This window comes from Aeromicrobium phoceense, from assembly GCF_013868155.1.
GTDB lineage: Bacteria > Actinomycetota > Actinomycetes > Propionibacteriales > Nocardioidaceae > Aeromicrobium > Aeromicrobium phoceense.
The window spans coordinates 889,293-913,794 of sequence record NZ_JACEOG010000001.1; the positions used below are offsets into that span (position 1 = coordinate 889,293).

The 24,502-nt window shown below is 71.3% G+C and carries 25 protein-coding genes and 1 tRNA gene; 13 read left to right on the plus strand and 13 right to left on the minus strand.

All coding sequences use genetic code 11. The features are described 5' to 3' along the window. Positions 1 to 3 precede the first annotated feature (3 nt). The 4 genes from H1W00_RS04225 to H1W00_RS16985 all read right to left on the minus strand — a co-directional run bounded on the left by H1W00_RS04225 (position 4) and on the right by H1W00_RS16985 (position 2,833). Complete coding sequence (locus H1W00_RS04225; RefSeq protein ID WP_181753895.1) at positions 4 to 873, minus strand: fructosamine kinase family protein; 870 nt, start codon at positions 871 to 873, stop codon at positions 4 to 6. Between the two features lie 136 nt (positions 874 to 1,009). Next, positions 1,010 to 1,489: a low molecular weight protein-tyrosine-phosphatase gene (locus H1W00_RS04230; protein ID WP_181753897.1), complete on the minus strand. Its 480-nt coding sequence runs from the start codon at positions 1,487 to 1,489 to the stop codon at positions 1,010 to 1,012. Beyond that, the gene (locus tag H1W00_RS04235; RefSeq protein ID WP_181753899.1) at positions 1,489 to 1,866 is read right to left on the minus strand and encodes a phage holin family protein; all 378 of its coding nucleotides are present in this window, start codon (positions 1,864 to 1,866) and stop codon (positions 1,489 to 1,491) included. Before H1W00_RS04235 ends, H1W00_RS04230 begins: the two co-directional genes overlap by 1 nt. 10 nt (positions 1,867 to 1,876) lie before the next feature. Further along, on the minus strand, positions 1,877 to 2,833 hold the full coding sequence (locus tag H1W00_RS16985) for an EamA family transporter (protein WP_181753901.1): 957 nt from the start codon (positions 2,831 to 2,833) through the stop codon (positions 1,877 to 1,879). A gap of 63 nt (positions 2,834 to 2,896) precedes the next feature. Between H1W00_RS16985 and H1W00_RS04245 the strand changes: the two genes are divergently transcribed. The 5 genes from H1W00_RS04245 (at position 2,897) to H1W00_RS04265 (ending at position 8,661) form a co-directional block, all read left to right on the plus strand. Continuing rightward, the gene (locus H1W00_RS04245; protein ID WP_181753903.1) at positions 2,897 to 3,946 is read left to right on the plus strand and encodes a histidinol-phosphate transaminase; all 1,050 of its coding nucleotides are present in this window, start codon (positions 2,897 to 2,899) and stop codon (positions 3,944 to 3,946) included. Positions 3,947 to 4,085: 139 nt separating this feature from the next. Next, a complete protein-coding gene (gene pdhA, locus H1W00_RS04250; RefSeq protein ID WP_181753905.1) occupies positions 4,086 to 5,120 on the plus strand; it encodes a pyruvate dehydrogenase (acetyl-transferring) E1 component subunit alpha in 1,035 nt (344 codons plus the stop codon). After that, a complete protein-coding gene (locus tag H1W00_RS04255; protein ID WP_181753907.1) occupies positions 5,111 to 6,070 on the plus strand; it encodes an alpha-ketoacid dehydrogenase subunit beta in 960 nt (319 codons plus the stop codon). Before pdhA ends, H1W00_RS04255 begins: the two co-directional genes overlap by 10 nt. Further along, positions 6,070 to 7,302: a dihydrolipoamide acetyltransferase family protein gene (locus H1W00_RS04260; protein ID WP_181753908.1), complete on the plus strand. Its 1,233-nt coding sequence runs from the start codon at positions 6,070 to 6,072 to the stop codon at positions 7,300 to 7,302. The genes H1W00_RS04255 and H1W00_RS04260 overlap by 1 nt, the downstream gene beginning before the upstream one ends. 87 nt (positions 7,303 to 7,389) lie before the next feature. Beyond that, a complete protein-coding gene (locus tag H1W00_RS04265; protein ID WP_181753910.1) occupies positions 7,390 to 8,661 on the plus strand; it encodes an MFS transporter in 1,272 nt (423 codons plus the stop codon). A gap of 18 nt (positions 8,662 to 8,679) precedes the next feature. Here the strand turns inward: H1W00_RS04265 and H1W00_RS04270 are convergent, their stop codons facing one another. From H1W00_RS04270 to H1W00_RS04290, 5 genes are all read right to left on the minus strand, one after another. Then, positions 8,680 to 9,567 carry an oxidoreductase gene (locus tag H1W00_RS04270; protein WP_181753912.1) on the minus strand — a complete coding sequence of 296 codons (888 nt, stop codon included), beginning with the start codon at positions 9,565 to 9,567 and terminating at the stop codon, positions 8,680 to 8,682. A gap of 13 nt (positions 9,568 to 9,580) precedes the next feature. Next, positions 9,581 to 10,264 (minus strand): hypothetical protein, encoded by a 684-nt coding sequence (locus H1W00_RS04275; protein ID WP_181753914.1) that lies wholly within the window; start codon positions 10,262 to 10,264, stop codon positions 9,581 to 9,583. Between the two features lie 104 nt (positions 10,265 to 10,368). Beyond that, a complete protein-coding gene (locus H1W00_RS04280) occupies positions 10,369 to 11,136 on the minus strand; it encodes a maleylpyruvate isomerase family mycothiol-dependent enzyme (RefSeq protein ID WP_181753916.1) in 768 nt (255 codons plus the stop codon). Next, a complete protein-coding gene (locus tag H1W00_RS04285) occupies positions 11,129 to 11,638 on the minus strand; it encodes a hypothetical protein (RefSeq protein WP_181753917.1) in 510 nt (169 codons plus the stop codon). Before H1W00_RS04285 ends, H1W00_RS04280 begins: the two co-directional genes overlap by 8 nt. A gap of 193 nt (positions 11,639 to 11,831) precedes the next feature. After that, on the minus strand, positions 11,832 to 13,700 hold the full coding sequence (locus H1W00_RS04290; RefSeq protein WP_181753919.1) for an acyl-CoA dehydrogenase: 1,869 nt from the start codon (positions 13,698 to 13,700) through the stop codon (positions 11,832 to 11,834). A 362-nt stretch (positions 13,701 to 14,062) separates the two neighbouring features. On the opposite strand from H1W00_RS04290, the gene H1W00_RS04295 reads away from it, so the two are divergent. Continuing rightward, a complete protein-coding gene (locus tag H1W00_RS04295) occupies positions 14,063 to 14,983 on the plus strand; it encodes a LysR family transcriptional regulator (protein WP_181753921.1) in 921 nt (306 codons plus the stop codon). Between the two features lie 96 nt (positions 14,984 to 15,079). Further along, positions 15,080 to 15,889 carry a calcium-binding protein gene (locus H1W00_RS04300; RefSeq protein WP_181753923.1) on the plus strand — a complete coding sequence of 270 codons (810 nt, stop codon included), beginning with the start codon at positions 15,080 to 15,082 and terminating at the stop codon, positions 15,887 to 15,889. 6 nt (positions 15,890 to 15,895) lie between these two features. On the opposite strand, the gene H1W00_RS04305 is transcribed toward H1W00_RS04300, so the two are convergent. The 3 genes from H1W00_RS04305 to H1W00_RS04315 all read right to left on the minus strand — a co-directional run bounded on the left by H1W00_RS04305 (position 15,896) and on the right by H1W00_RS04315 (position 18,742). Next, complete coding sequence (locus H1W00_RS04305; RefSeq protein ID WP_181753925.1) at positions 15,896 to 16,627, minus strand: TSUP family transporter; 732 nt, start codon at positions 16,625 to 16,627, stop codon at positions 15,896 to 15,898. A gap of 18 nt (positions 16,628 to 16,645) precedes the next feature. Further along, positions 16,646 to 17,926: a uracil-xanthine permease family protein gene (locus H1W00_RS04310; RefSeq protein WP_181753927.1), complete on the minus strand. Its 1,281-nt coding sequence runs from the start codon at positions 17,924 to 17,926 to the stop codon at positions 16,646 to 16,648. 63 nt (positions 17,927 to 17,989) lie between these two features. After that, positions 17,990 to 18,742: an enoyl-CoA hydratase gene (locus tag H1W00_RS04315; RefSeq protein ID WP_181753929.1), complete on the minus strand. Its 753-nt coding sequence runs from the start codon at positions 18,740 to 18,742 to the stop codon at positions 17,990 to 17,992. Positions 18,743 to 18,765: 23 nt separating this feature from the next. On the opposite strand from H1W00_RS04315, the gene H1W00_RS04320 reads away from it, so the two are divergent. Both H1W00_RS04320 and H1W00_RS04325 read left to right on the plus strand, forming a co-directional pair. Beyond that, on the plus strand, positions 18,766 to 19,656 hold the full coding sequence (locus tag H1W00_RS04320; protein WP_181753930.1) for an alpha/beta fold hydrolase: 891 nt from the start codon (positions 18,766 to 18,768) through the stop codon (positions 19,654 to 19,656). A gap of 95 nt (positions 19,657 to 19,751) precedes the next feature. Beyond that, positions 19,752 to 19,825: transfer RNA gene (locus H1W00_RS04325), tRNA-Gly, on the plus strand. 24 nt (positions 19,826 to 19,849) lie between these two features. On the opposite strand, the gene H1W00_RS04330 is transcribed toward H1W00_RS04325, so the two are convergent. Further along, positions 19,850 to 20,269, minus strand: coding sequence for a universal stress protein (locus H1W00_RS04330; protein ID WP_181753932.1), 420 nt, complete (start codon positions 20,267 to 20,269; stop codon positions 19,850 to 19,852). Positions 20,270 to 20,380: 111 nt separating this feature from the next. On the opposite strand from H1W00_RS04330, the gene dcd reads away from it, so the two are divergent. From dcd to H1W00_RS04350, 4 genes are all read left to right on the plus strand, one after another. Then, a complete protein-coding gene (dcd, locus tag H1W00_RS04335) occupies positions 20,381 to 20,959 on the plus strand; it encodes a dCTP deaminase (RefSeq protein WP_181753934.1) in 579 nt (192 codons plus the stop codon). A gap of 4 nt (positions 20,960 to 20,963) precedes the next feature. Beyond that, complete coding sequence (locus tag H1W00_RS04340) at positions 20,964 to 21,773, plus strand: HAD family hydrolase (RefSeq protein ID WP_181753936.1); 810 nt, start codon at positions 20,964 to 20,966, stop codon at positions 21,771 to 21,773. A 138-nt stretch (positions 21,774 to 21,911) separates the two neighbouring features. Beyond that, complete coding sequence (locus H1W00_RS04345) at positions 21,912 to 23,990, plus strand: Ig-like domain repeat protein (protein WP_181753938.1); 2,079 nt, start codon at positions 21,912 to 21,914, stop codon at positions 23,988 to 23,990. 13 nt (positions 23,991 to 24,003) lie between these two features. Further along, complete coding sequence (locus tag H1W00_RS04350; protein ID WP_181753940.1) at positions 24,004 to 24,498, plus strand: hypothetical protein; 495 nt, start codon at positions 24,004 to 24,006, stop codon at positions 24,496 to 24,498. The last annotated feature ends 4 nt before the right edge of the window (positions 24,499 to 24,502 follow it).

The window sequence follows — 24,502 nt, forward strand, 5'->3', positions numbered from 1 at the left end:
CCCCTACGCCGCGCCGTCGAGCAGGCTCTGGGCCGCGGCCGCCGCGCGGGCACCGTAGGCGCCGCCGAACATCACGGCGTGGACGAGCAGCGGGTGCAGCTGGTGCAGCGGCACGCGGTCGAGCCAGCCGTCCTGCAGCGGCGCGGCCTCGTGGTAGGCGTCGAGGATGCGCTGGAGGTGGGGTGCGCCGAACAGGGCGAGCATCGCCAGGTCGGTCTCGCGGTGACCGCCGTGCGCGGCCGGGTCGACCAGGTGCACGCCCTCGCTGGACCAGACGAGGTTCCCCGACCAGAGGTCGCCGTGCAGCAGCGACGGGGGCTCGGGGTCGGGCGTGAGCGAGGGCAGCCGCTTCATGACCTGCTCGATGACGCGCGCCTGCTCGAGGGAGAGCGAGCCGCGGTCGGCGGCGGCCTTGACGTAGGGCATCACGCGGCGGCTCGCGTAGAACTCCTCCCACGTCGGGGAGGGACGGTTGGGCAGCGGCGCCAGGCCGATCCAGCCGTCGTGGTCGGCGCCGAACCCGCCGGTGCCGGAGGCGTGCAGGGCCGCGAGACCGCGGCCGAACGACTCGGCCAGGTCGACCGAGGGCTTGGTGGGCTCGACCCACGCCAGGATGATGCACTCGTCGTCGGCCGCGAGGACCTCGGGCACCTTGACCCCGCCGGCCGCGCGCAGGCGGCGCAGCCCCTCGGCCTCGGTGGTGAAGAAGCCCGCGGGGGCCTGGGGCCGGGTCTTGATGATGGCGGAGCGGCCGTCGGTCAGCCGCAGCCGCGTGGTGGTGCAGATGTCGCCGCCGGCCACCGACGTGGTCGACACCACGGCGACATCCAGCAGCTTCTCCGCGAGCGCTGCGGTCCCCGCCATTCGTGCCATGTCCCTGAACTTACCGGCTGGAGTCCAGTGGGCGGACGACAGCGGTCACGTCACGGAGTCGCCGGATCGCGGAAGGCGTTGAAGAGCAGGTGGTCCTCGGCGTCGTCGGCAGTGGTGAGGCGGAGGCTGCGCGCGGTCACGAGTCGTCGGAGAGGTGCCGGACGATCTCGCGGGTGGTGCGCTCGACCATGGCCAGGACCTCGTCGAAGCCCTCGGGTCCGCCGTACCAGGGGTCGGGCACCTCGGCGTCCGGGGCGTCGGCCTCCGGGTCGAACGAGCGGTACATGCGAACCTTGGCGCGCTGCTCGTCGGAGGTGGCCAGCGCCAGCACGTCGCTGTGGTTCGACGCGTCCATCACGAGGATGAGGTCCTGCTCGTCGAACCAGTCGGGCGTGAACGTGCGGGCCCGGTGGCGCGTGGCGTCGTAGCCCGCGGCGGTCAGGGTGGCGGCCGCGCGCTCGTCCATCGGCTGGCCGACGTGCCAGTCGCCGGTGCCCGACGAGGACACCTCGACGTCGTCGATGCCGGCCTGCGCCAGCTGGTGCTCCAGCACGACGTCGGCCATGGGGGAGCGGCAGATGTTGCCCAGGCAGACCAGGGCGACGCGGCGGGCCATCAGTCGATGATCGCCGAGAGGATCGACTGGCACACCGAGATGACGATGGCGGCCAGGAACGCCCACCAGAACCCGTCGACGCCGAACTCGACGCCGAACGCCGAGGTGATCCACTCGGTCAGGAGCAGCAGCAGCGCGTTGATGACGACGAGCAGGATGCCGAGCGTCAGCACGATGAACGGCAGCGCGATGAGCTTGACGACCTGACCCACGAACAGGTGGACGATCGTGAAGACCAGGCCGACGATCGCCAGGGCGAGGACGCGGTTCAGGGTCGTCTCGTCGGCGTCGCCGATGGTCATGTGGCTGCCCAGCAGGAGAGCCGCGAGCGCGAGCGCGACGCTGCTGACGAACCAGGAGGACAGGAAGCGTTCCATGCGTCTCACCCTAGAGGGGCGGCGGCAGCTCGTCGGCCGGGACGTGCCGGGCCGTCTGCGCCAGGACGATGCCGGCCAGCACCGCCAGGACGCCGATCACCTGCACCGCGTCGAGGGTCTCGGAGAACCACAGCCACCCCACGATCACCGCGACGACGGGCTCCAGCATGGCCGTCACCGAGGCCTTCGAGCTGGACAGGTCGCGCAGCGAGGCGAGGTACAGGAAGAAGGGCAGCACCGTGCCGAGCAGCACGACCGACGCCATCGCGAGCCAGGCCGGCACGGTGAACTCCGCGAGCCGCCCGAGCATCGAGGCGTCGTTCGCCAGGGCGCTCGTGCCCTCCCAGCCGCCGAGGACGTTCATCACGATCGCGCCCACGCCGAACGACCAGACAACGGTGCGCAGGGCGGTCAGCGGCTCGGCCGCCGAGGACGTCAGCTCCTCGCCGAGCAGGAAGTAGGCGGCGAAGCAGACGGCCGCAGCGAGGGCCATCAGCACGCCGATCCCGTCGAGGCTCAGCCCGTCCCAGACCTGTCCCACGAGTGCGAGGCCCAGCAGTGCCAGCGCGATCGCGGGCCACACGCGCGGGTGCACGGGCTCGCGGCGAACGAACCTCACCCAGAGCACGACCAGCACCGGCGCGAGGTACTCCAGCAGCAGCGCGACGCCGATCGGCAGCCGCATGATCGCGATGTTGTAGGTCCACTGGACGAACGCGACGCCCACGACGCCGAGCGCGAGGACGAGCAGCAGGTCCCGTCCTCGTGGCCGGCGCAGCGCCGACCGGTCGAACGCGACCGCGATCAGGAAGAAGGTCAGGAACGCGAACGTGACGCGGATGGTCGTGTACGTCGCGGTCGGCAGGCCCGCCTCCATCGGGATCCGGGTGACCCCGGCGTTGATCCCGAAGAAGACCGCGGCGGTGACGACGAGCGCGTAGCCACGGCGCACGTGGGGCTGGGGCACCGCACGATCATCGCACCGCCGGTCGTCAGGGGCCGGACGGCCCGGCGGTCGTACGCTCGAGCCATGACCGACCCCCGTCCTCGACACGTGCTGGCCGCGATCCCCGCCTACCGGCCGGGCCGGCCCGCGCACGCCGAGAGCCACAAGCTCTCCAGCAACGAGAACCCGTTCGAGCCCCTGCCCGGGGTCGTGGAGCGCGCGGCCGCCGGGCTGCTGCGGATGAACCGGTACCCCGACCCGGGCGTCACCGCGCTGGGCGAGGCGCTGGCGAAGCGGACGGGCCTCACGACCGACCACTTCGCGTTCGGCACCGGCTCGGTCTCGGTGCTGTTCGGCCTGCTCGACGCGTGGTGCGGCCCCGGCGACGAGGTCGTCTACCCGTGGCGCTCGTTCGAGGCCTACCCGATCGCGGTGGACCTGCCCGGCGCGACCTCGGTGCGCGTGCCGCTGACGGCCGATCACCGGCACGACCTCCCGGCGATGGCCGACGCGATCACCGAACGCACGAAGGTCGTGCTCGTCTGCACGCCCAACAACCCCACCGGGCCGATCGTCACCGACGCCGAGTTCGAGGCGTTCATGGCGCGCGTCCCGTCGCGCGTGCTCGTGGTGGTGGACGAGGCCTACCTCGAGTTCGTCCGCGACCCCGAGGCGCTGTCGGGTGCCGCGGCGCTGGAGCGCCACCCGAACGTCGTGGTGCTGCGCACCTTCTCGAAGGCCTACGGTCTCGCGGGGCTGCGGATCGGCTACTCGATGGCGCACCCGGCGATCACCGAGGCGATCCGCAAGGCGCTGCCGCCGTTCGGCGTCACCGACGTCGCGCAGGCGGCCGCGCTGGCCTCCCTCGACGCCATCGACGCGCTGACCGAGCGGGTGGAGGCGATCGTCGCCGAGCGCACCCGCGTGTTCGACGCGCTGCGCGAGCAGGGCTGGGACGTCCCGGCGACCCACGCGAACTTCGTCTGGCTCCCGCTGGGCGACCGCTCCGCCGAGTTCGCCGACCACGCGCACCCGATCTCGGTGCGCCCCTTCCCCGAGGGCGTCCGCGTCACCATCGGCTCCCCGGAGATCAACGACGCCTTCCTCGCCCGCGCGGCGGCGTTCCGGCGCTGAGTGCGGCGCCGGACACTCCGGCCGCCTGATAGCCTCTGAACAGATGTGATGCCTGTCACATCGACGGCCCTACGCTCACCACCCCGAGCCGCGGCCGTGTCACTGGGGCGGTGATCCCGCCCCCGGCAAGGAGGCAGTCATGGGCCTACCCATCTCCCAGACCCTGGCGCCCGACGGCGAGCTCGTCGCGGCGCACGACTTCACCCCCGAGGAGCTGCGCGGGTTCCACCGAGACCTCGTGCTCGCCCGGCGCATCGACTCCGAGGCGTTCGCGCTGCAGCGGCACGGCGAGCTGGGCCTGTGGGCCCCGATGCTCGGCCAGGAGGCCGCCCAGATCGGCAGCGGACGCGCGCTGGCCCCGAACGACTTCGTCTTCCCGTCCTACCGCGAGCACGCCGTCGCGTGGTGCCGCGGCCTCGACCCCGCCCTGCTGCTCAGCCTGTTCCGCGGCACGAGCCTCGGCGGCTGGGACCCCGCCAAGTACGGGTACGCGCTGCCCGCGATCATCATCGGCGCGCAGACCCTGCACGCGGTCGGCTACGGCATCGGCCTGACCCTGGAGGGCAAGGAGGACGCGGTCGTCACGTACTTCGGCGACGGCGCCACCAGTCAGGGCGACACGAACGAGGCGTTCGCGTGGGCCGCGTCCTACAACGCGCCGGTCGTCTTCTTCTGCCAGAACAACCACTACGCGATCAGCATCCCGCTCGAGCGCCAGACCCGGGTGCCGATCGCCCAGCGCGCCGCCGGCTTCGGGTTCCCGGGCGTCCGTGTGGACGGCAACGACGTGTTGGCCGTGCACCAGGTCACCAGCGAGGCGCTCGCGAAGGCGCGCTCGGGTGGCGGGCCCACCCTCATCGAGGCGATCACCTACCGGATGGGCGCGCACACGACGTCCGACGACCCCAGCCGCTACCGCGACCCGCACGAGGCCGACGAGTGGGCCGAGCGCGATCCGCTGCTGCGCCTGCGGATCCTGCTCGAGCGCACCGATCCGGGCTTCGCGGAGTTCGACGCCGAGGTCAAGGCCGAGGCCGACGAGCTCGGCGCCCACCTGCGCGAGGTCTGCGGCAACCTGCCCGATCCCGACCTCGCCGACCTGTTCGAGCACGTGTACGCCGACCTGCCACCGGAGCTGGTGGCCCAGCGCGAGGAGGTGCGGTCATGGAGCTGAGCATCGGCAAGGCCCTCAACGCGGGCCTGCGAGCAGCCATGGACGACGACGCGAAGGTCGTCCTGATGGGAGAGGACATCGGCCGCCTCGGCGGCGTCTTCCGGGTCACCGACGGACTGCAGAAGGACTTCGGCGACCAGCGGGTCATGGACACGCCGCTGGCCGAGTCCGCCATCGTCGGCGCGGCGGTCGGCATGGCCTACCGCGGCTTCCGGCCGGTGGTCGAGATCCAGTTCGACGGGTTCGTCTACCCGGCCTACGACCAGATCGTGAACCAGGTGGCGCGGCTGCGCTTCCGCAGCAGCGGCTTCGTCAAGGTTCCGATGGTCATCCGCATCCCCTACGGCGGCGGCATCGGTGCAGTGGAGCACCACTCGGAGAGCCCCGAGGCGCAGTTCGTCATGACGCCTGGCCTCACGGTGGTGACGCCGTCGAACGCGCACGACGCGTTCTGGATGATGCGCCAGGCCATCGCGTCGGACGACCCGGTGATCTTCCTCGAGCCGAAGCAGCGCTACTGGGACACCAGCGAGGTGCGCGACGAGGCGGACCTGGGCCTGCACGAGAGCCGCGTCGCGCGGCAGGGGGACGACGTGACGGTCGTCGGTTACGGCCCGGTCGTCAAGACGTGTCTCGCCGCGGCCGACGAGGCCGACGCGTCGCTGGAGGTCATCGACCTGCGCTCGCTGTCGCCGCTGGATCTCGGTCCGGTGATGGAGTCGGTCAAGCGCACCGGTCGTGTCGTGGTGGTGCACGAGGCGGCGCGGACCCTCGGCCTCGGTGCCGAGCTGGCCACGCGGATCACGCAGGAGTGCTTCTACTCGCTGGAGGCGCCGGTGCAGCGCGTCACGGGCTACGACATGCCCTACCCGCCGTGCCGCGTGGAGCACGACCACCTGCCGAGCGTCGAGCGGATCCTCGACGCGGTCGACGTCACGGGGGAGTTCTGATGAGCACGGTCACGAGCGGCGAGTTCCGCCTGCCCGACGTCGGCGAGGGCCTCACCGAGGCCGAGATCGTCTCCTGGCACGTCAGCGTCGGTGACGAGATCGAGGTCAACGCACCTCTGGTCGACATCGAGACGGCCAAGTCGATCGTCGAGCTGCCCAGCCCGTTCGCGGGCCGCGTCGAGGAGCTGCTCGTCTCCGAGGGCGACACCGTCGCCGTGGGCACCCCGATCGTCCGGATCGGGTCCGGCGACGCGTCGGCCTCGGCCCCGGCGGAGGTCGTCGACCGCGAGCCGGCCGCCGAGGTCCCGGAGAAGAAGCTCGAGGTGCTCGTCGGCTACGGCCCCAGCACGGGCCGGCGTCGCACACGGAACCGAGCGGCCCCGGTCGACGCCGGCGCCGCCCGCGCCGCGGTCCGCGTGCTGGCGAAGCCGCCGGTGCGCAAGCTCGCCAAGGACCTCGGCATCGACCTCTCGAAGGTCCCGGCCAGCGGCGACGTGGTGACGCGCGCCGAGGTCGAGGCCTTCGCCCGCGGTCACGGCGCGGACGCCGTCACCGCGGCGCCGGTTTCGGGGGTGCGGCGGGCGACGGCCGAGGCGATGATCGCCTCGGTCGCCGTCCCGCAGGCCACGGAGTGGGTCACGGTCGACGTCTCGGCCTCGGTCGACCTCGTCGAGCGGCTCAAGCGCGACCGGCGCTTCGAGGGCGTCCGGGTCACGACGACGCTGCTCACGGCACGGGCGATCTGCCTCGCGCTGCGGCGCACGCCCGACCTGCACGCCCGCTGGAACGAGTCGACGATCGAGCACCCGGCGTCCGTGGGCCTGGGCATCGCCGCCGCCACCGAGCGCGGCCTGGTCGTCCCGGTCGTGCGTGAGGCGGAGGGGCTGTCGCTGCCCGACCTGGGACGGGCGATCGACGACCTCGTGGCCACGGCGCGCGCCGGTCGCATCCAGCCCGACCAGATGTCCGGCGGCACCTTCACGCTGACGAACATCGGCGTGTTCGGGATCGACGGCGGGACGCCGATCCTGCCGCCCGGCCAGTCGGGGATCCTCGCGCTGGGCCAGGTCGCCCGGCGGCCGTGGGTCGTGGGCGACGAGGTCGTGCCGCGCTGGGTCACCACGCTGGCGGTCACGTTCGACCACCGCGTGGCCGACGGCGAGCAGGCGTCGAGGTTCCTCGCAGACGTCGCGGCGATCCTCGAGGACCCGGCGATGGCGCTGGCGTTCTGAGACGCTGGCGGTGACGTTCGCGGGGTCGACACGCCGTTTCATGCCCCCCGAACGTCACTGCCAGCGCTGCGGGGGCACACTGGATCGGTGAACGACCAGGGCCAGCAGTACCGCGGCGCCTGGACCGTCTGGATCGTCGGGCTGGCGGCCTACCTGCTGGCGGTCTTCCATCGTTCGTCCCTCGCGGTCGCGGGCCTGGTGGCCGGCGAGCGGTTCGACATCAGCGCCGCCCAGCTCTCCACGTTCGTGATGCTGCAGCTGCTGGTCTACGCCGGCATGCAGATCCCCGTCGGACTGGCGGTCGACCGGTTCGGCCCGCGCGCGGTGATGCTCGCCGGCGCGGCGGTGCTCACGCTGTCGCAGGCCGGGTTCGCGTTCGCGGAGTCCTACGCCACCGCGCTGACCGCGCGCTTCTTCGTCGGCATGGGCGACGCGATGACGTTCGTGTGCCTCCTGCGTCTCGTCAACGCGTGGTTCTCGCCCGGTCGGATCCCGCAGATCACGTTGCTCACGGGGCCGATCGGCCAGCTCGGCGGGATCATCGCCGCGGTGCCCATGACGTGGGCCTTCAGCAACCTGGGCTGGACCAAGGCCTACCTGGTCGCCGCGGGGCTCGGCCTGATCGTGACGATCGCGGTGCTGCTGCTGGTGCGCGACGAACCGCACGCGCGCTCGGTCCGCGGGCCGGCCCTGTCGTGGACCCGCATCCGCACTTCACTGGCCGCGTCCTGGGAGCACCCCGGCACGCGGCTCGGCTTCTGGATGCACTTCGTGACCCAGTTCAGCTCCACCGTCCTGGGCCTGCTGTGGGGGTATCCGTTCTTCGTCCGTGGGGAGCACACCTCCGAGGCCTTCGCGGGCACGCTGCTGACGCTGATGGTCGTCGCGGTCATGTTCGCCGGGCCCGTGCTCGGCCGGCTCATCGGCAACCATCCGTGGCACCGCTCCACGATCGTGCTGACGATCGTGTCCGCGATCGTGGTGGCCTGGACGGCCGTGCTGGCGTGGCCCGGTGACGCGCCGGGATGGCTGCTGGTGGTTCTGGTGATCGCCGTCGGGGTCGGCGGACCGGCCTCGATGATCGGGTTCGACCTCGTCCGCACGTCCAACCCGATCGACCGGCTCTCCACCGCGACGGGCATCGTCAACCAGGCGGGGTTCCTCGCCAGCCTCATCACGGTGATCGCGATCGGTGTGATCCTCGACGCCACCGGCCAGAACTTCAAGGCCGCGATGAGCTTCCAGTACGTGCTGTGGGCCCTCGGCCTCGCCCAGGTGTGGCGCTACCGCGTGAAGACCCGCGCCCGCCTCGTGCGCGACGACCCCGACCGCTGGGCGCGCCACGCCGGCCTCGGCTGATCTCGGCAGGGACGGTCGTCAGGAGACGTCGAAGACCACGCCGGTGGCGGTCTCGCTGGCGGCCCAGACCTCGGCCGCGAGGCGCGGGTCGCGCGCCGCGGAGGTCATGCCGACCTTGGTCGGCCGCCCGCGGGTCTGGCGCAGGCCGGCCGGCCCGATGTACTCGCCGCCGGAAAGGGTGAGGTCCGAGGCGGCCCGCAACGTGGGCCACGCCCCTGCGTGAGCGGGCTGGCTGAACGCGCCGCCGAGGAAGTGCAGGGCACCGCTCGAGCGAGTCAGGTTCGTCGCGCTGAGTCCCGGGTGCGCCGCCACGGAGACCAGGCCGAGTCCGGCCGTCTTGGCGCGCCGGTCGAGCTCCTTCATGAAGAGCAGGTTGGCCAGCTTCGACTCCGCGTAGGAGCGCCAGCGCCTGTACCGCCGCGGGTCCCCGTTCGGATCGAGGGACCTCAGGTCGATCCCCTTCGTCATCGAGTGCGCGAGGGAGGAGACCGTGACGACACGCGTGGCGCCCTCGCGCAGGAGCGGCCAGAGCGTGGCCGTCCAGGCGAAGTGGCCGAGGTGGTTCGTCGCGATCTGCAGCTCGAAGCCGTCCATCGTGCGGGTGAACGGCGGCACCATCACACCGGCGTTGTTGATCACGATGTCGAAGCGCTCGCCCGCGTCGACGACGCCTTGGGCCGCGGCGATCGTGCCGGGCAGGTCGGCCAGGTCGAGCGTGATCACGTCGACGTCGCCGAGGTCGGCCACGGTGTCCGCCGCCTTGCGCTCGTCGCGTGCGGTGATGACCACTTCCGCCCCGTGCCGCAGCAGCACGCGCGCGGTCTCGGTGCCGATGCCGCTCGTGGCGCCCGTGACGAGGGCGCGCTTTCCGGTCAGGTCGCCGATGGCCGACGTCTCCCAGCCCATGTGTCCTCCGATCTCAGCGGGGCAGCACCGCGAACCACGGCACCGACCAACCACCGAGCCTGAACCTACCGGCGGCGAACGCGTCGCGCCCGACGCGAACCATCCGGCCGGCGCTCGGCTCGAAGAGCTCGAGCTGCTCCCCGCTGGTCCGCACGGCGAGTACGACGTGGGCCGGGCGCACCTCGTCGCCGACGTAGAGCGGCACGGTGTGACCCGCCTGCACGGCCGCCAGCACGAGGTCGAACTCGCCGGCGAGGTCGTCGGGGTCGAGCGTGCGCGCCTCGTACTCGTGACCCGGCAAGCCCGATCCGCCGGCTCCTGTCATCTGCCGGGCGGCGCCCCACGGCGAGGTCCCGACGACTCGCAACCACGGCCACTGCAGGTCGCCGTCGTGGTCGCGCAGGCCCGTCACGCGCCGGTGCATCCTGACGACCTCGGCCTTCCACCGCTCGGCGAAGCTGGTCGAGTCCGAGGAGTCGGCCGCGGCGTCATAGCCGGTGGTCAGCCACAGCGCGTAGGGGTCGTCGTGGAGCATCCGAGAGACCGCCAGCGAGGCCGCACCGCACGAGGTGTCGTCCGGCTGGCGGAAGTCGCGAGGGTGGGACGTCGGATCGAGCACTCGACGCTCGGCCGGTGACATCGCGCCGGTCCGGGCCTCGAGCCGCAGGGCGACCTCCGTCGGAACGGTTGCGGCCACCGCGGCGGTGAACGTGCGCGGACCGGTCCGCCGCTGAAGCCGGGCGAGACCACGTCGTGCCAGGCGGACGAGCCGCACGACGGGGACTGCCGGCCCGGGGCGCATCAGGTGGTGACGGCCATGGCGCGCAGCACGCGCTCGGCCAGCTCCCGGTCTCCCTCGATCTCGACCTCGACATCGTCGGGGGTGCGTCGCCCGGCGCCGAGGATCGTGAACGCGGCGGTGTCCATGCGGACGGTGGCGGTCGGGTCGGCCTCGGTGGGGCGGGCGCGGCCGTCGTCGCCGACCCCGATCGTGCTGTCGAGCGGGACCGGTCCGGTGACGACCCAGCGCACGACGGTGCCAGCCGGCGCCTTGACCTTGCGCCCCAGCACGTAGGGCAGGGCCGCCGCGAAGGTGGCGGTGGTGACGTGCGCGCCGAGCGCGTCGAGCCCGCCGGGCAGCCCGGTGGCGCGACGGATGTCCTGCTCGTGCGACCAGAGATCGATAACCCGGTTCCGCAGTCCGACCTCCCAGGTCCACTCGACCCCGGCGGGCGTGTTCACGGCGGGCGCCTGCGGGTCGGGCAGGTCGGCGAGGGTCTCGGCGCGGCGGGCGACCAGGTCGGCGAGATCGGCGCGCAGCTGGTCGACCGGCACGCCGCGCAGCGCCGCGACGCCGGCATTCGTGTACTCGGCCGGGACGGCGCCGCCGCCGACGGGCTCCGGCTCGCCCTCGACCATGACGCGCTCGAGGTGCACGAGGTGCGCGAGGACGTCGCGAGCCGTCCAGCCGGGCAGGTCGGTGGGCACCTCCCAGTCGTCGGGCTCGAGGGCGAGGACGGCGTCGGCCGACTCGCGCCACGCGTCGATGTAGAGCTTCAGGTCAGTCATGGGCAAGGATCCTGCGCGTTCGGGCGGTCAGGGTGGCACCTGCCAGCCCCAGTCCCGCGACGAGTCCGGTCCAGGCGATCGCCCGGCCGGTTCCGGCTCGGCTCGACAGGTCCACCAGGGCGGTCCCGTAGCGAGCGGTGTCGGTCTGCTTGTCCGCCGGACGGCACACGATGCGCGTCTCGTCGGGGGCGTCGGGCAGGACGCCGATGAGGTGCCAGCGGCTGCCGTCACTGTCGACGACGATGTCGACCGTGGCGGCGGGCACGGGAGTGCGCTTCTTCCCGTTGCGCGCGAAGCACGTGACGGCGCGCTCGGGCTGCGGCAGGTCGGTGAGGACGGCGAGGTCGTCGGTGCCGTTGGTCTGGATCGGCTGGCCGACGGGAACCACCTCCGCCTCGCGCAGCGGGTCCCACGCCGAGGCGGCGAACGCGGTGCCGGCGACCCATGCGAGTGCGGCCACGAACGCGGCGACGAGGTACCAGCGTCGTCGGGTCAGGTCCACCCCGACAGCCTAGACGCGCGCGTGCGCCGACGGCCGGAGCCTCCGCCCCCGCCGGCCACTTTTGGAAACGGTCGCACCGTCTGACGTCGTATCGGCGTGCATCCGTTTCCAAAAGTGGAGCTGGGGGGCGGGCGTGAACGCACGAGCGGCGCGGACCCAGCCGGGTCCGCGCCGCTCGAGGTGAGTCAGTGACTCAGAAGGCAGCCTCGTCGAGCTCCATGACGTCGAGGTCGACGGCCTCGGCCATCGCGCGCTCGGCGGCCAGGCGGGGCAGGACGTTCTTGGCGAAGAAGGACGCCGCGGCGACCTTGCCCTCGTAGAACGACTTGTCCGCACCGGAGGCGCCGGCGTCGAGCTTGGCCTGCGCCACCTCGGCGCCGCGCAGCAGCAGCCACGAGACGACCAGGTCGCCGAGGACGTACACGAGGCGCGTCGTGTTCAGCGCGACCTTGTAGACGTTGCGGGCGTCGCCGTTCTCGTCGGCCGGGTTGGAGGCCATGAGGTCGTTGAACATCGCGGTGATGACGGCGGTCGCGTCGTCGAGGCCGCGGGCGAGCAGGTCGCGCTCGACCTTCAGGCGACCGTTGCCGGCCTCGTTGTCGATGAACGACTTGATCTGCTCGGACAGGTAGCCCAGCGCACGGCCCTGGTCCTTCACGATCTTGCGGAAGAACAGGTCCTGGCCCTGGATGGCCGTGGTGCCCTCGTAGAGCGTGTCGATCTTCGCGTCGCGGACGTACTGCTCGAGCGGGTACTCCTGCAGGAAGCCGGAGCCGCCGAACGTCTGCAGCGCCTCGGTGCCCAGCAGGACCCACGAGCGCTCGGAGCCGTAGCCCTTGACGAGCGGCAGCAGCAGGTCGTTGACCGAGGCCGCGAGGCTGGCGTCCTCGCCCGAGACCTTCTTGATCTGTACCTCGTCCTGGAACGTGGCCGCGTAGATCATCAGCGAGCGCAGGCCCTCGGCGAACGCCTTCTGCGTGAGCAGCGAGCGACGCACGTCGGGGTGGTGCGTGATCGTGACGCGCGGCGCGTCCTTCGCGGGGTTGGTCAGGTCGGCGCCCTGCACGCGCTCCTTGGCGTACTCCAGCGCGTTGAGGTAGCCGGTCGACAGCGTCGCGATGGCCTTGGCGCCCACCATCATGCGGGCGTTCTCGATGACGCGGAACATCTGGTTGATGCCGTCGTGCACCTCGCCGAGCAGCCAGCCGGTGGCCGGGCCGCCGAGCTGCGCGTCGCCGAAGGTGACCTCGCACGTGGCCGAGACCTTGATGCCCATCTTCTTCTCGACGTTCGTCACGTAGACGCCGTTGCGCTCGCCGGTCAGCTCGCCGGTCTCGAGGTCGAAGTGGTGCTCGGGGACCAGGAAGAGCGACAGGCCCTTCGTGCCCGGGCCGCCGGCGCCCTCGACGCCCACCGGACGGGCCAGCACCAGGTGCATGGTGTTCTCGCCGAGATCGCTCACGGCGGAGGTGATGAAGCGCTTGACGCCCTCGATGCGCCACGTGCCGTCCTCGTTCGGGAAGGCCTTGGTGCGGCCGGCGCCGACGTCGGAGCCGGCGTCGGGCTCGGTGAGCACCATCGTGGTCAGCCACTGGCGCTCGATCATGATCTCGGCGATCTTCTGGTCGCGGTCGGTGCCGTTCTCCCACACGACGCGGCTGAAGGCCGGGCCGGCGCCGTACATCCAGATGGCGGGGTTGGCGCCGAGGACGAACTCGCCCATGGACCACACGAGGGAGGAGGGGGCGGGCTGGCCGCCGAGCTCGGTGGGCAGCTGCAGGCGCCACCACTCGGCGTCCATCCAGGCCTTGTAGCTCTTGGCGAAGGCGGGGTTCTGCTGCAGCGAGTGCGTCGCGGGGTCGTAGACCGGCGGGTTGCGGTCGGCGTCGGCGAAGGACGCGGCGAGGTCCTCGCGCGACAGGCGCTCGACCTCGGAGAGGATGCTCTTCGCCGTGTCGACGTCGACCTCGTCGAACGGGCCGGTGCCCAGGACGGACTGCCGGTCGAACAGCTCGAAGAGGTTGAACTCGACGTCGCGCAGGTTGCTCTTGTAGTGGCTCATGGGCCGTGGGACCTCCGGGAAAGGGGACTGCCAGTGTTACTGGCGGGTTCTACTGGCCAGTAACTAGATACTACTCCAGCCACCGTCGAGCACAAAGGCCGTTCGGGGAAAAGAAAAACGACCCGCTCCTCAGGGGAGGCGGGTCGGTTCCGTGAAGGGGTTCAGGCGCGACGGGCGGGGATGCGCGTCAGGCCGTCGGTGGCGACCAGGTAGGCCGTGTGGATCGTGCCGGCGGTGACGGCGACGATGCCGGAGAGTGCGAGGAAGGTCATGAGCGTGCTCCTTTCGTTCCCTTCCATTGTGTGACGTTCAACTGTCAAGGACAATCCAACGGAACTATGCCCAACGTGTAGTTTGCCTACATGGACACCCGACGCCTTGCGATGCTGCGCGAATTGGCCGAGCGGGGCACCGTCGGCGCGGTGGCCGACGAGATGAACGTCACACCTTCCGCGGTCTCCCAGCAGCTGAAACTGCTGGAGGCGGAGGCGGGTGTGCCCCTGCTGGAGCCCGCGGGCCGCGGCGTCCGCCTCACCGCGGCCGGGCGTGCCCTGGCCGAGACGGCCACCGAGGTGGCCGTCGCGCTCGAGCGCGCCGAGGCCCGGTGGCGCGAGTACCTCGGCGGCCCGGCAGGAGACGTCACCCTGACGGTCTTCCCCACGGGCGGCGAGATGCTGCTGCCCGGACTGCTTACTCGCGTGGTCGCCGAGCCCGCCGTGAACCTCATCTGCACCGACCGCGACCCCACCCAGCGGTTCGACGTGCTCGACATGGTGGCGAACTTCGACATCGTGGTCGCCGACTCGCCCGCCGCGACCGAGGAGTGGCACGACCGCGGGCTCCAGCTCGTGTCACTGCTGCGCGAGCCACTCGACGTGGCACTGCCGGAGAGCCACCGCCTCGCGGCGAAGCAGAGCCTGTCGCCGAAGGACGTCATCGGCGAGACGTGGATCGGGGCGCCGCACGGCTATCCCTACGACCGGGTGCTGCAGCAGCTCGTGGCGGTGACCGGCGAGTCGGTGCGGATCGCGCAGCGCTTCGACGACAACGGCGTGGTCGAGGCCGTCGTCGCCGCGGGCCACGGCATCGCGATCCTGCCGCGCTTCACGACACGGACGCGTGACAACGGGCTCGTGACCCGCCCGCTCGTCGGCATCCGGGCGCGGCGCGACATCACGGCGGTGCTGCGGCCCGACCGGTTCGAGCGACCCAGCGTGCGCTTCTGCGTCCAGGCCCTGCGCGAGGAGGCCCGCACGGTCGCCGACCGGCACGCCGCCGTCTGACCCCTTGCGCCGGGCGCCGTGGCGATTACGCTGAGCCCACTCACGCCATCGGGGGCAGCAGAGTGCCGACCCCCGCGTCTCGTTCAGGGGGAACAGATGACGAGTGTCCACGACCGTCCCACCCACCGCCGCGCTCGCCGCCGGCTGCGCCTCGCCCTCGCCGCGGCCGCCGTGCTCACGATCGGAGCCGTCGCTCCGGCCCACGCGGCCAGGATCACCGGCACCGAGGGGCCGGACTGGCTCGACGGCACGACCGGGAACGACAGCATCTACCTGTACGGAGAGGACGACCACGTGGTCGCGCTCGCTGGCGACGACTACGTCGACGGAGGACCGGGCCACGACACGCTCGTGGGCGACGCCGACAGCGACGCGGTCCTGGGTGGCATCGATCGGCTCTTCGGCGGCGACGGGAACGACGCACTCCTGGGCAGCGGGGGTGGGGACGAGCTCCACGGCGGTGGCGGCAACGACAGCATCGGCGGTGAGCACGGTGACGACGACATCTGGGGCGACGAGGGTGACGATTGGCTGCGCGGCGACGCGGGCCACGACATGATCATCGGTGGTCCTGGCAACGACTCGATCTCCGGTGGTCCCGGCAACGACGAGATCAGCGGTGGCGTCGGCGTGGACACCCTGAACGGTGGCGAGGGGAACGACCAGATCAGTGTCACCGAATCCGACAGGGTCGACGCCGGCTCCGGTGACGACGAGGTGCTCATCAGCCAGGTGGCGAGCGGCGCCTCCGTCTACTGCGGCGACGGCTACGACTCCGTGACCTTCCTGACCTACGGCTGGCTCGTCGGCAGCGCCCAGGTCGACGCCTCCTGCGAGCGGGTCACGTCGAGGCCGCTCAAGGGCGACACCTCGTACCCGACCCCGCCCGGACCGGAGGCCAGCTGAGCGCCGTCAGCGCAGCGCGTCGACCAGCAGCCACGCCGCGACGAGCGTGATCGCCACGAGGTAGATCCGGTCGAAGCGGCGCTCGGGCATCCGGTCGAGGACGCGACTGCCCACCCAGGTCCCGGTGATGACGCCGACGATGCCGACGGCGGCCGCCGGGGCCTGGGCGGCGGGCAGCAGCCCGACCGCGCCGAAGATCACGAGCTTGGCGGCGTGACCCGCCACCTGCGACGCGGCGAAGGTGCCGACGAATCCCATCCTGTCCTTGGTGCCGGCCCGGAAGAACGGCGCGGCCAGCGTGCCGGTTGCCCCGACCACCGGGTTGAGGGCACCGAGCACACCACCCATCGCGATCCACCCGCCCGGGCTCGGCGCGGGCAGCGGACGCGAGAGCCACACGGGCACCCACGTCGCCACGAGGACCGCGATGGCGATGGCCGCCTGCAGCGCGGCATCCGGTGCCTGGCGCGCCAGCGACAAGGTCAACGCGCCCGCGGGCAGCAGGAGCAGGGAGGTGCGCCACACGATCCGCCAGTCGACGTCACGGCGGCGGACCAGCGTCCGGGTGCCGTTCGACACCACTTGGATGGCGGCGTGCAGCGGCAGCGCGACGAGCGGGTCGAGGAACGCGACGAGCACGGCCAGCAGGACGACGCCGCCGCCGAAGCCCAGCACCGCGGTGAGCGCTGACGTCGCGAACGCGCACGCTCCGACCAGCAGCACCAGGGTGGGATCCACCCGCCCATGTCTACAGGGTCAGGCGCCCGGGTCGACGCTCTCGGTGGCCACCTCGGCGTCGGGATCGCGCTGGACGATCCGCATGACGTGGTAGATCACGATCGCGGCGACCGAGCCCAGCGTGATGCCCGACAGCGACACGTCACCGCGCGTGATCGTGAGGTTGCCGATGCCGATGATGAGAGCCGCGGCAGCCGTGTAGAGGTTGATCGGGTTGGCGAAGTCGACGTGGTGGTCCATCCAGATGCGCACGCCGATCAGGCCGATGAGGCCGTAGAGCGCGACCGTCACGCCGCCGATGACGCCCTCGGGGATCGTCCCGAGCAGCTCACCGAACTTGGGGGAGAGGCTCAGCAGCATCGCCACGACGCCGGCCACCACGTAGGCGGCGCTGGAGAAGACGCGCGTCGCGGTCATGACCCCGATGTTCTCGCCGTACGTGGTGGTCGCCGAGCCGCCGAAGCCGCCGGCGATCGTGGTGGCCAAGCCGTCGGCGATGAGGGCGCGACCCGTCTCCTCGTTGATGGCCGGCCGGTCGGTGAGGTGGGCGACGCTGCGGACGTGGCCGATGTTCTCGGCGATCAGCGCCAGCACGATCGGCAGGAACATCGGCAGCACGGACCACTCGACCGTGGGGGTGTGGAACTCGGGAAAGCCGACCCAGTCGGCCTTCTCGACCTTGCTGAAGTCGATCTCCCCCGAGGCGAGTGCCACGAGGTAGCCCGCGACGATGCCGAAGAGGATCGACAGCCGCGCGGCGAACCCGGTGAGCAGCACGGCCGAGAGGCAGATGACCGCCAGCGTGATCGTGGCGAGCCACGGCGCCTTGGCGAAGTTGTCGGTGGCGGCGCCGGCCAGGGCGAAGCCGATGAGCGCGACGATGGCGCCGGTGACGACCGGGGGCATCAGCGTCTCGAGCCACGCCCGCCCGGTGGCCTGCACGAGGAAGCCGAACGCGGCCAGCGTGATGCCCGTGCACATGATGCCGAACAGGGCGGCGCCCATGTTGTCGTCGAGGACGAGCGCGTGGACCGGGGAGATGAACGCGAATGACGACCCGAGGTAGCTGGGCAGCCGGCCGCGGGTGATCGCCAGGAAGAGCAGGGTGCCGAAGCCGGAGAAGAACAGCGTCGTCGTCGGCGGCATCTCGGTGAGGAGCGGCACGAGGAACGTCGCGCCGAACATCGCCACGACGTGCTGGGCGCCGAAGCCCAGGGTGCGCGGCCAGGAGAGGCGCTCTTCGGGCAGGACGATCGCGCCGGGGGAGACGTTCGAGCCGTCACCATGCAGGGTCCACATGGGAACTGACCTTCTCACGCCCCTCGGCCGGAGTCGACGGGCGTCCGGTGTCAGCGTGAGGCGTCAGCGTCCGGCGAACCTCGCGGCGAACGCCGCGAACTCCGGGCTGCTGAGCGACTCGGCCTGCGCCCACGACTCGAAGTTGAGCGACTCGTGGAGGTCGTCGCGCGCCGCGATCGCGACCGACTTCTTGATGTCGGACATCAACTTGGGGTTGCGTATGCTCCACGACGCGGCGAGTTCGGCGGCACGGGCCTTCGGGTCGTCGGCGATCTCCTGGGCGATGCCCAGCCGCAGGGCGGCCTCGGCCTTGATGATGTCGCCGTTGAAGAGGGCTGCGGCCGTGTTGGCCGAGCCGATGCGCTGGGTGAGCATCCACGTGCAGCCGCCGCCGGGGTGCAGGCCGATCTTGCTGAAGGTGGGCCCGAAGCCGCCCTCGGGTCCCGCCACGATGACGTCGCACGCGAGGGCGATGTTCAGCCCGGCGCCGACCGCCGCGCCGTGCACTGCTGCGACCGTGGGGATCGAGAGGTTCCGGATGCCCAGGAACGAGGCGTAGACGTTCATCAGGTGCTCGCGCAGGACGTCGGCCGGGCGGCCGGTGTCGCCGAAGAGGCTCTCGAGATTCGCGCCCGAGCAGAAGGCCTTGCCGGCGCCCGTGACCACGAGGGCGCGGGCCTCGTCGTCGGCGGCGACGGACTCGACGGCCGCGCGTAGCTCCTCCAGTAGCGGCCAGTCGAGGGCGTTGAGGCGCTCGGGGGCGTTCAGCGTGATCGTGCGGACGGAGTCTTCGCGCGTGAGCTCGACGAGTGTCATGCGGATCACCCTACGATCAATCCATGACCGAACGGACCCTGCCTGTGGTGCCCGGAGTCGAGCACCGGTGGATCGATGTCGACGGCGTGAGCCTGCACGTGGCGGAGGCCGGAACGGCTCACCGATCGGCCGACCGTCCGACCCTCGTCCTGCTGCACGGCTGGCCGCAGCACTGGTTCTGCTGGCGTCACGTGATGCCCGCTTTGGCGGAGACCCACCACGTCGTCGCGCTCGACCTGCGCGGTGCGGGCTGGAGCGACGTGCCGGAAGGAACGGACGCCTACGACAAGCGCGTCATCGCCGACGAGGTCGCCCGCGCCCTCGAGGTCCTCGGGCTCGAACGGCCGGTGCTCGTCGGTCACGACTGGGGCGCCTGGACCTCGCTGCTCGTCGCGAGCCGCCACCCGGGCTCCACGCGGGGCGTCGTCGCCGCCGCGATCGTGGCGCCGTGGCAGGACGTGCCCTTGCACCAGATGTGGCGCTTCGCGTACCAGCCGATCGCCGGTGGTCCCGGTGGTGCGTTCCTGCAGCGCCGCGCGGGTCAGGTGCTGCTGAAGACGGTCTTCCGCGCGGGGGCGACTCGGCGCTTCCACTGGCCGCGCTCGGTGCGCGAGGAGTACCTGGCGCGGTTCCGCGACCCGGCGCGCGCCCGCGCCGGCCAGGCGATGTACCGCTCCTTCCTGCAGAAGGAGATCCCGAAGATCGGCCGCGGCTACGCCCGCCGGGTCGAGGACGTGCCGCTGCTCTTCCTGCCGGGCACGGGCGATCTCGTGCTGGCGCCCAGCCTCGTGCGCCGCGTGGAGGGCCCGCCGAACGTCACGGTCACCGAGATCTCGGGCACCGGCCACTGGATCCCCGAGGAGCGCCCCGCCGAGCTGGTGGGCCAGGTCCGCGAGTTCCTCCGCCAGTTCTGAGGCCGCCGCTGCGTCATACGATGCGGTCGCTCCAGCAGCCGTTCCGTATGACGTTGCGAGGCCGGCGAGCGTGCCTAGTACGATCGGGGCACACCGCCGGTGTAGCTCAATGGCAGAGCGCTTGCTTCCCAAGCAAGATACGCGGGTTCGATTCCCGTCACCGGCTCCATCCACGAGCGGCGTTCGCTCCCGCTCAGACCGTCTTCACGATGTACACGTCGCAGGGCGCGTGGTGCGCCACGTCGGTGGCCACGCTGCCGAGCAGGCGGCTGATCCCCTGCACGCGACGGTTGCCCACCACGATGAGGTCGGCGCCGATCTCCTTCGCGACGTGCACGAGGGCGTCGGCGGGCTTGCCGGGCGCGGGGCTCGCCTCGACGGTCCCCTGGTAGGAGAGGCCCTCGGCGACCTGGCGCGCGATGGCCTCGGCCCGTTCGCCGGGGCTGAGCGGGTGCATGCCAGGCGGCAGGTCGGTGGCCGCGGCGGCCTTCTCGTCGACCGCCGTGACGATGTGGAGCGCGGCGCCGGTGGCGGAGGCGAGCCCGGCCGCGACCTCCGCGGCGCGGGACGCGGTGTCGCTGCCGTCGACGCCGACGAGGATGGTCTTGTACACGTCTGACTCCTCAGGGTTGGCTTGCCAGCACCCTCGCACACGAAAGGGCCAGGCGTCACCGGTCAGAACGGCTCCGCGACCAGGGCGGCAGGCGTGCGTTAGGTTCTACTCGTGCTGCTTTCGGACCGCGACATCCTCGCCGAGATCGACGCCGGACGGGTCGCGCTCGACCCCTACGAGCCCTCGATGATCCAGCCGTCGAGCATCGACGTGCGCCTCGACAAGTTCTTCCGCGTGTTCGACAACCACAAGTACCCGCACATCGACCCGGCGCAGGACCAGTCCGACCTGACGCGCGAGGTCGAGGTCAACGGCGAGGACGCGTTCATCCTGCACCCGGGGGAGTTCGTGCTCGGCTCCACCTACGAGTACGTGACGCTGCCCGACGACGTGGCCGCCCGGCTCGAGGGCAAGTCCTCGCTGGGCCGTCTAGGCCTGATGACGCACTCGACGGCCGGCTTCATCGACCCCGGCTTCCAGGGCCACATCACGCTCGAGCTGGCCAACGTCGCGACGCTGCCCATCAAGCTCTACCCCGGCATGAAGATCGGCCAGCTGTGCTTCTTCCGGCTGACGTCGGCCGCGGAGAACCCCTACGGCTCGGAGAAGTACGGGTCCCGTTATCAGGGCCAGCGCGGACCGACGGCATCGCGGTCCCACGCGAACTTCCACCGGAGTGTGATCGACTGAGGGCATGACCGCGCCCGACATCAAGCTCGTCGTGGCCGACCTCGACGGCACCCTCCTCGACGAGCGCAAGCAGATGCCCGCCGAGACCTTCGGCCTCATCCGTGACCTGCAGGCGGCCGGCGTCGCCTTCGCTCCTGCCAGCGGACGCCAGTGGGCGACCATCGAGTCGATGTTCCACGAGGTCGCCGGCGAGCTCGTCATCATCGCCGAGAACGGCGCCTACGTGACCCACCGAGGCGTCGAGGTGGCGGTGCACCCGTTGAACCCGGCCTGGGTGTCCACGGCCGTCGCGAAGACGCAGGGACTGCTCGATCGCGGCGTCGACCTCGGCATCGTGGTCTGCGGCGTCGAGTCGGCGTGGATCGACCGCACCGACCAGCCCTTCCTCGACCAGGTCGAGCCGTACTACCGGCGGCTCAAGGTGGTCGACGACCTGACGGCCGTCGACGACACGATCATCAAGCTCGCCGTCCACGACTTCGGCGACCTCGAGGCCGTCACCGCCCCGTTCCTCATCGAGCACGCGGAGAAGAACCCGGTCGCGATCTCGGGCGCCCACTGGGTCGACGTGATGGCCGAGGGCGTCAACAAGGGTCTCGCCGTCCGCGAGCTCCAGTCCGAGATGGGCATCGACGCCACCCAGACGATGGTGTTCGGCGACTACCTCAACGACTACGAGATGCTCGAGGCGGCCGACTGGTCGTTCGCGATGGGCAACGCCCATCCCGACATCCTCGACCTGGCGAACTACACCGCCCCGCCGAACTCCGAGAACGGCGTCATCACCACCGTGCGCGCCGTCCTCGGGCTCTGAGTCAACCTCTCCGGCACCACCTGACCCATCAGCGGTCGCAGGTCACGAATTCGCCGGTAAGTGAACGTTTTCCGTCACGCGCTCCGACCGCGGGTGTGACCCTGAGGATCTTGGGGGGTCGTTCGCGGAGGTGTGGCGATGACTCGGTCGGTCCGGTGGATGCTTGGCGCGATCCTCGTGCTCGTGATGGGCCTCGTGGCGGCTCCGGCCGTGGCGGCTCCGCCCGAGCCCTACCGCGTGGCGACGGGCCTCGAGGGCGGGACGAGCGCGGCCCACGTCGCCATCGGCGATCGGATCTTCTGGGTCAATCACGGCAGCAGCGGGACCAGCTCGAACGACAGTGAGCTGTGGACCTCCGACGGCACCAGCGAGGGAACGCACGAGTTCTTCGACCCGAACCCGGGCGGGCGTGGCCTGGTGGGCTCGCTCCTGAAGTTCGGCAGCGGCTTCGTCTTCACCGCCACGGGCCCGGCAGGAGGCGCGGAGGTCTGGTACTCCGACGGGACGACCGAGGGCACGGAGATGATCGCCGACCTCACGGTCGACGACGCCGGTTCGACATGGCTGCTCGAGGCAGGGCCCGGAGCGGTCTACCTCGCGGCCGACGACGGCGCGCACGGGCGTGAGCTGTACCGGTGGACCGGACCCGGGGCGGCGCCCCAGCTGCTGGACGTCAACCCGACGGCGCGCATGACCTCCGACGAGGAGCTGCAGGACCAGTGGCGGACGGACTGGACGGACTCCAGCCCGGTCGCACTGGGGATGGTCGGCGACGCGTTCGTGTTCACGGCCGACCAGACGATCAGGACCGCGGATGTCAGCGAGTGGGGCGATCACTACGTCGCGACGTCCGGAACGGGGAGAGAGCTGTGGAGGGTCGGCCCCACCGGCCCTCCGCAGCTCGTCAAAGACATCTCGCAGACCGATGCCTGGGGCGACCCGTCGCCGCAGGAGAGCACGCCGTTCGCCGAGCGGACCGGGACGGCGGTGATGGGGGGATCGCTGTACTTCCTCCTCGACAGCACCGAGCCCGGCGTCGCCGAGCCCGAGATGTGGCGGACGAACGGCGTCTCCGAGGGGACCGTCAAGGTCGCGCACCTGCCGCTCGCGTACCTCGACGACCAGTGGGACTTCGAGCCCGCCGTCGCAGGCGGCCGGCTGTTCTACCGGGCCTGGAGCGGTGACTGGGACGGCATGTGGGCCACCGACGGCACGGGCGCTGGTCAGCGCGTGAGCCCGGCGGGAGACGCCACCGATCCGGTGACGCTGGGCTCCGGGGTGGTCTTCGGGCTCGAGCAGGACGACACCGGCCGGGAGCCGTGGTTCTCCGGCGGGACGTCCTCGGTCCGCCTCGGGGACCTGCGTGCCGGGGCGGCCGGGGCGCATCCGTTCCCGATCACCACGTGGGGCTCCCACGCGTACTTCGGGGCCAACGGCGGCTCGGGCCGCGACCTCTACCGGACCGACGGCACTCCTGCCGGGACCGAGCGGGTGATGGACCTGCCGAACGCGGCGGGAGCGGTGCTCGACGGGCCGATGGTGTTCTACGGCGCGGAAGGGCTGCTCTACTTCGTCAACAGTCCCGATGACGACCGCAACGTCGGGAACGAGCTGTGGGCGTTCGACCCGAACCGAGCCGTCACGGCCACCTCGACCGTGCTGCGCGCGCCGGCCACCGTCGCCTACGGTGCCGCGGCGACCGTCACGATCGCGGTCACGGGCGCGGGTGGACCGCCCACGGGGACCGTGACGATCCGCGACGGCCAGCGCGTACTCGGCACGGCCGAGCTGGCGAACGGCGCCGCGACCTTCGCCCTGCCCCGCAACCTCGCCCTGGGTGACCACGTGCTGACCGCCACCTACAGCGGAGACGCACAGTTCTCGTCCTCGACCTCGGCGCCGGTCACCGTGCGGGTCAAGGCCGCGACGAGGCTCGGGGGCCGCGTCAACGACCTCACCTTCCTCACGACGGAGCGCATCCGCGTCACCGCGACCCTCAGGACGACGCCGGCGATCAACGCGACAGGGCGCCTCCAGCTCCTCGTGGACGGTCGCGTGCGGGCCACGGCCACCCTCGCCGCACGGCACCGGAACACCCTGACGCTCGTCAGCCCGCCCCTCGCGCGGGGCCGGCACCGGCTCCAGGTCGTCTTCTCCCAGTCACCCAACGCCATGGACGCACGGACCGGCGTCGTCACGATCACGGTCTACCGATGAGAGAGGCACTGAGATGAGGACGAGACGCATCACGCTGGTCGTGACCCTGCTCGCGGCGCTGATCCTGGGATTCGCGCCGGCGGCGCAGGCCGGCACGTTCCGGATCACCACGCGGTGGAAGAGCTGCGACACCTTCAAGTCGGCCATCGCCGTGCGGGTGACCTTCAAGGATCCCGCCTACCTGTACGGCTCCGGCAAGTACATGGTGAAGCGCTGGATCGAGTGGGAGGTCTACAAGAGCGGGATGTGGAGGGAGGAGGATCGCTACTACTCCGAGTCCAACTGGGTCAAGGTCACCAACAAGAACTACGACTGGACCACGACCCCGGGCGACAGGACCGGATGGGGAAACACGGGCCTCTACTACAGCCACTGGCGCGCGAAGGTCACCGTGAAGCTGATCAAGAACCGCAAGGGCCCCCGTGACAAGAAGGTCGACGAGGTCCAGATCTTCCCGATGAAGGGCTCGTTCCGGGAGATCGGCTCGAACTGCGGCTACGAGTTCTGACGTC

Excerpts from the sequence above, each read along its gene's own strand:
- H1W00_RS04225 (WP_181753895.1), bottom strand. The coding sequence starts at position 873 with ATGGCACGAATGGCGGGGACCGCAGCGCTCGCGGAGAAGCTGCTGGAT.
- H1W00_RS04230 (WP_181753897.1), bottom strand. The coding sequence starts at position 1,489 with ATGGCCCGCCGCGTCGCCCTGGTCTGCCTGGGCAACATCTGCCGCTCC.
- H1W00_RS04235 (WP_181753899.1), bottom strand. The coding sequence starts at position 1,866 with ATGGAACGCTTCCTGTCCTCCTGGTTCGTCAGCAGCGTCGCGCTCGCG.
- H1W00_RS04245 (WP_181753903.1), top strand. The coding sequence starts at position 2,897 with ATGACCGACCCCCGTCCTCGACACGTGCTGGCCGCGATCCCCGCCTAC.
- pdhA (WP_181753905.1), top strand. The coding sequence starts at position 4,086 with ATGGGCCTACCCATCTCCCAGACCCTGGCGCCCGACGGCGAGCTCGTC.
- H1W00_RS04255 (WP_181753907.1), top strand. The coding sequence starts at position 5,111 with ATGGAGCTGAGCATCGGCAAGGCCCTCAACGCGGGCCTGCGAGCAGCC.
- H1W00_RS04260 (WP_181753908.1), top strand. The coding sequence starts at position 6,070 with ATGAGCACGGTCACGAGCGGCGAGTTCCGCCTGCCCGACGTCGGCGAG.
- H1W00_RS04270 (WP_181753912.1), bottom strand. The coding sequence starts at position 9,567 with ATGGGCTGGGAGACGTCGGCCATCGGCGACCTGACCGGAAAGCGCGCC.
- H1W00_RS04280 (WP_181753916.1), bottom strand. The coding sequence starts at position 11,136 with ATGACTGACCTGAAGCTCTACATCGACGCGTGGCGCGAGTCGGCCGAC.
- H1W00_RS04290 (WP_181753919.1), bottom strand. The coding sequence starts at position 13,700 with ATGAGCCACTACAAGAGCAACCTGCGCGACGTCGAGTTCAACCTCTTC.
- H1W00_RS04295 (WP_181753921.1), top strand. The coding sequence starts at position 14,063 with ATGGACACCCGACGCCTTGCGATGCTGCGCGAATTGGCCGAGCGGGGC.
- H1W00_RS04300 (WP_181753923.1), top strand. The coding sequence starts at position 15,080 with ATGACGAGTGTCCACGACCGTCCCACCCACCGCCGCGCTCGCCGCCGG.
- H1W00_RS04310 (WP_181753927.1), bottom strand. The coding sequence starts at position 17,926 with ATGTGGACCCTGCATGGTGACGGCTCGAACGTCTCCCCCGGCGCGATC.
- H1W00_RS04315 (WP_181753929.1), bottom strand. The coding sequence starts at position 18,742 with ATGACACTCGTCGAGCTCACGCGCGAAGACTCCGTCCGCACGATCACG.
- H1W00_RS04320 (WP_181753930.1), top strand. The coding sequence starts at position 18,766 with ATGACCGAACGGACCCTGCCTGTGGTGCCCGGAGTCGAGCACCGGTGG.
- H1W00_RS04340 (WP_181753936.1), top strand. The coding sequence starts at position 20,964 with ATGACCGCGCCCGACATCAAGCTCGTCGTGGCCGACCTCGACGGCACC.
- H1W00_RS04345 (WP_181753938.1), top strand. The coding sequence starts at position 21,912 with ATGACTCGGTCGGTCCGGTGGATGCTTGGCGCGATCCTCGTGCTCGTG.
- H1W00_RS04350 (WP_181753940.1), top strand. The coding sequence starts at position 24,004 with ATGAGGACGAGACGCATCACGCTGGTCGTGACCCTGCTCGCGGCGCTG.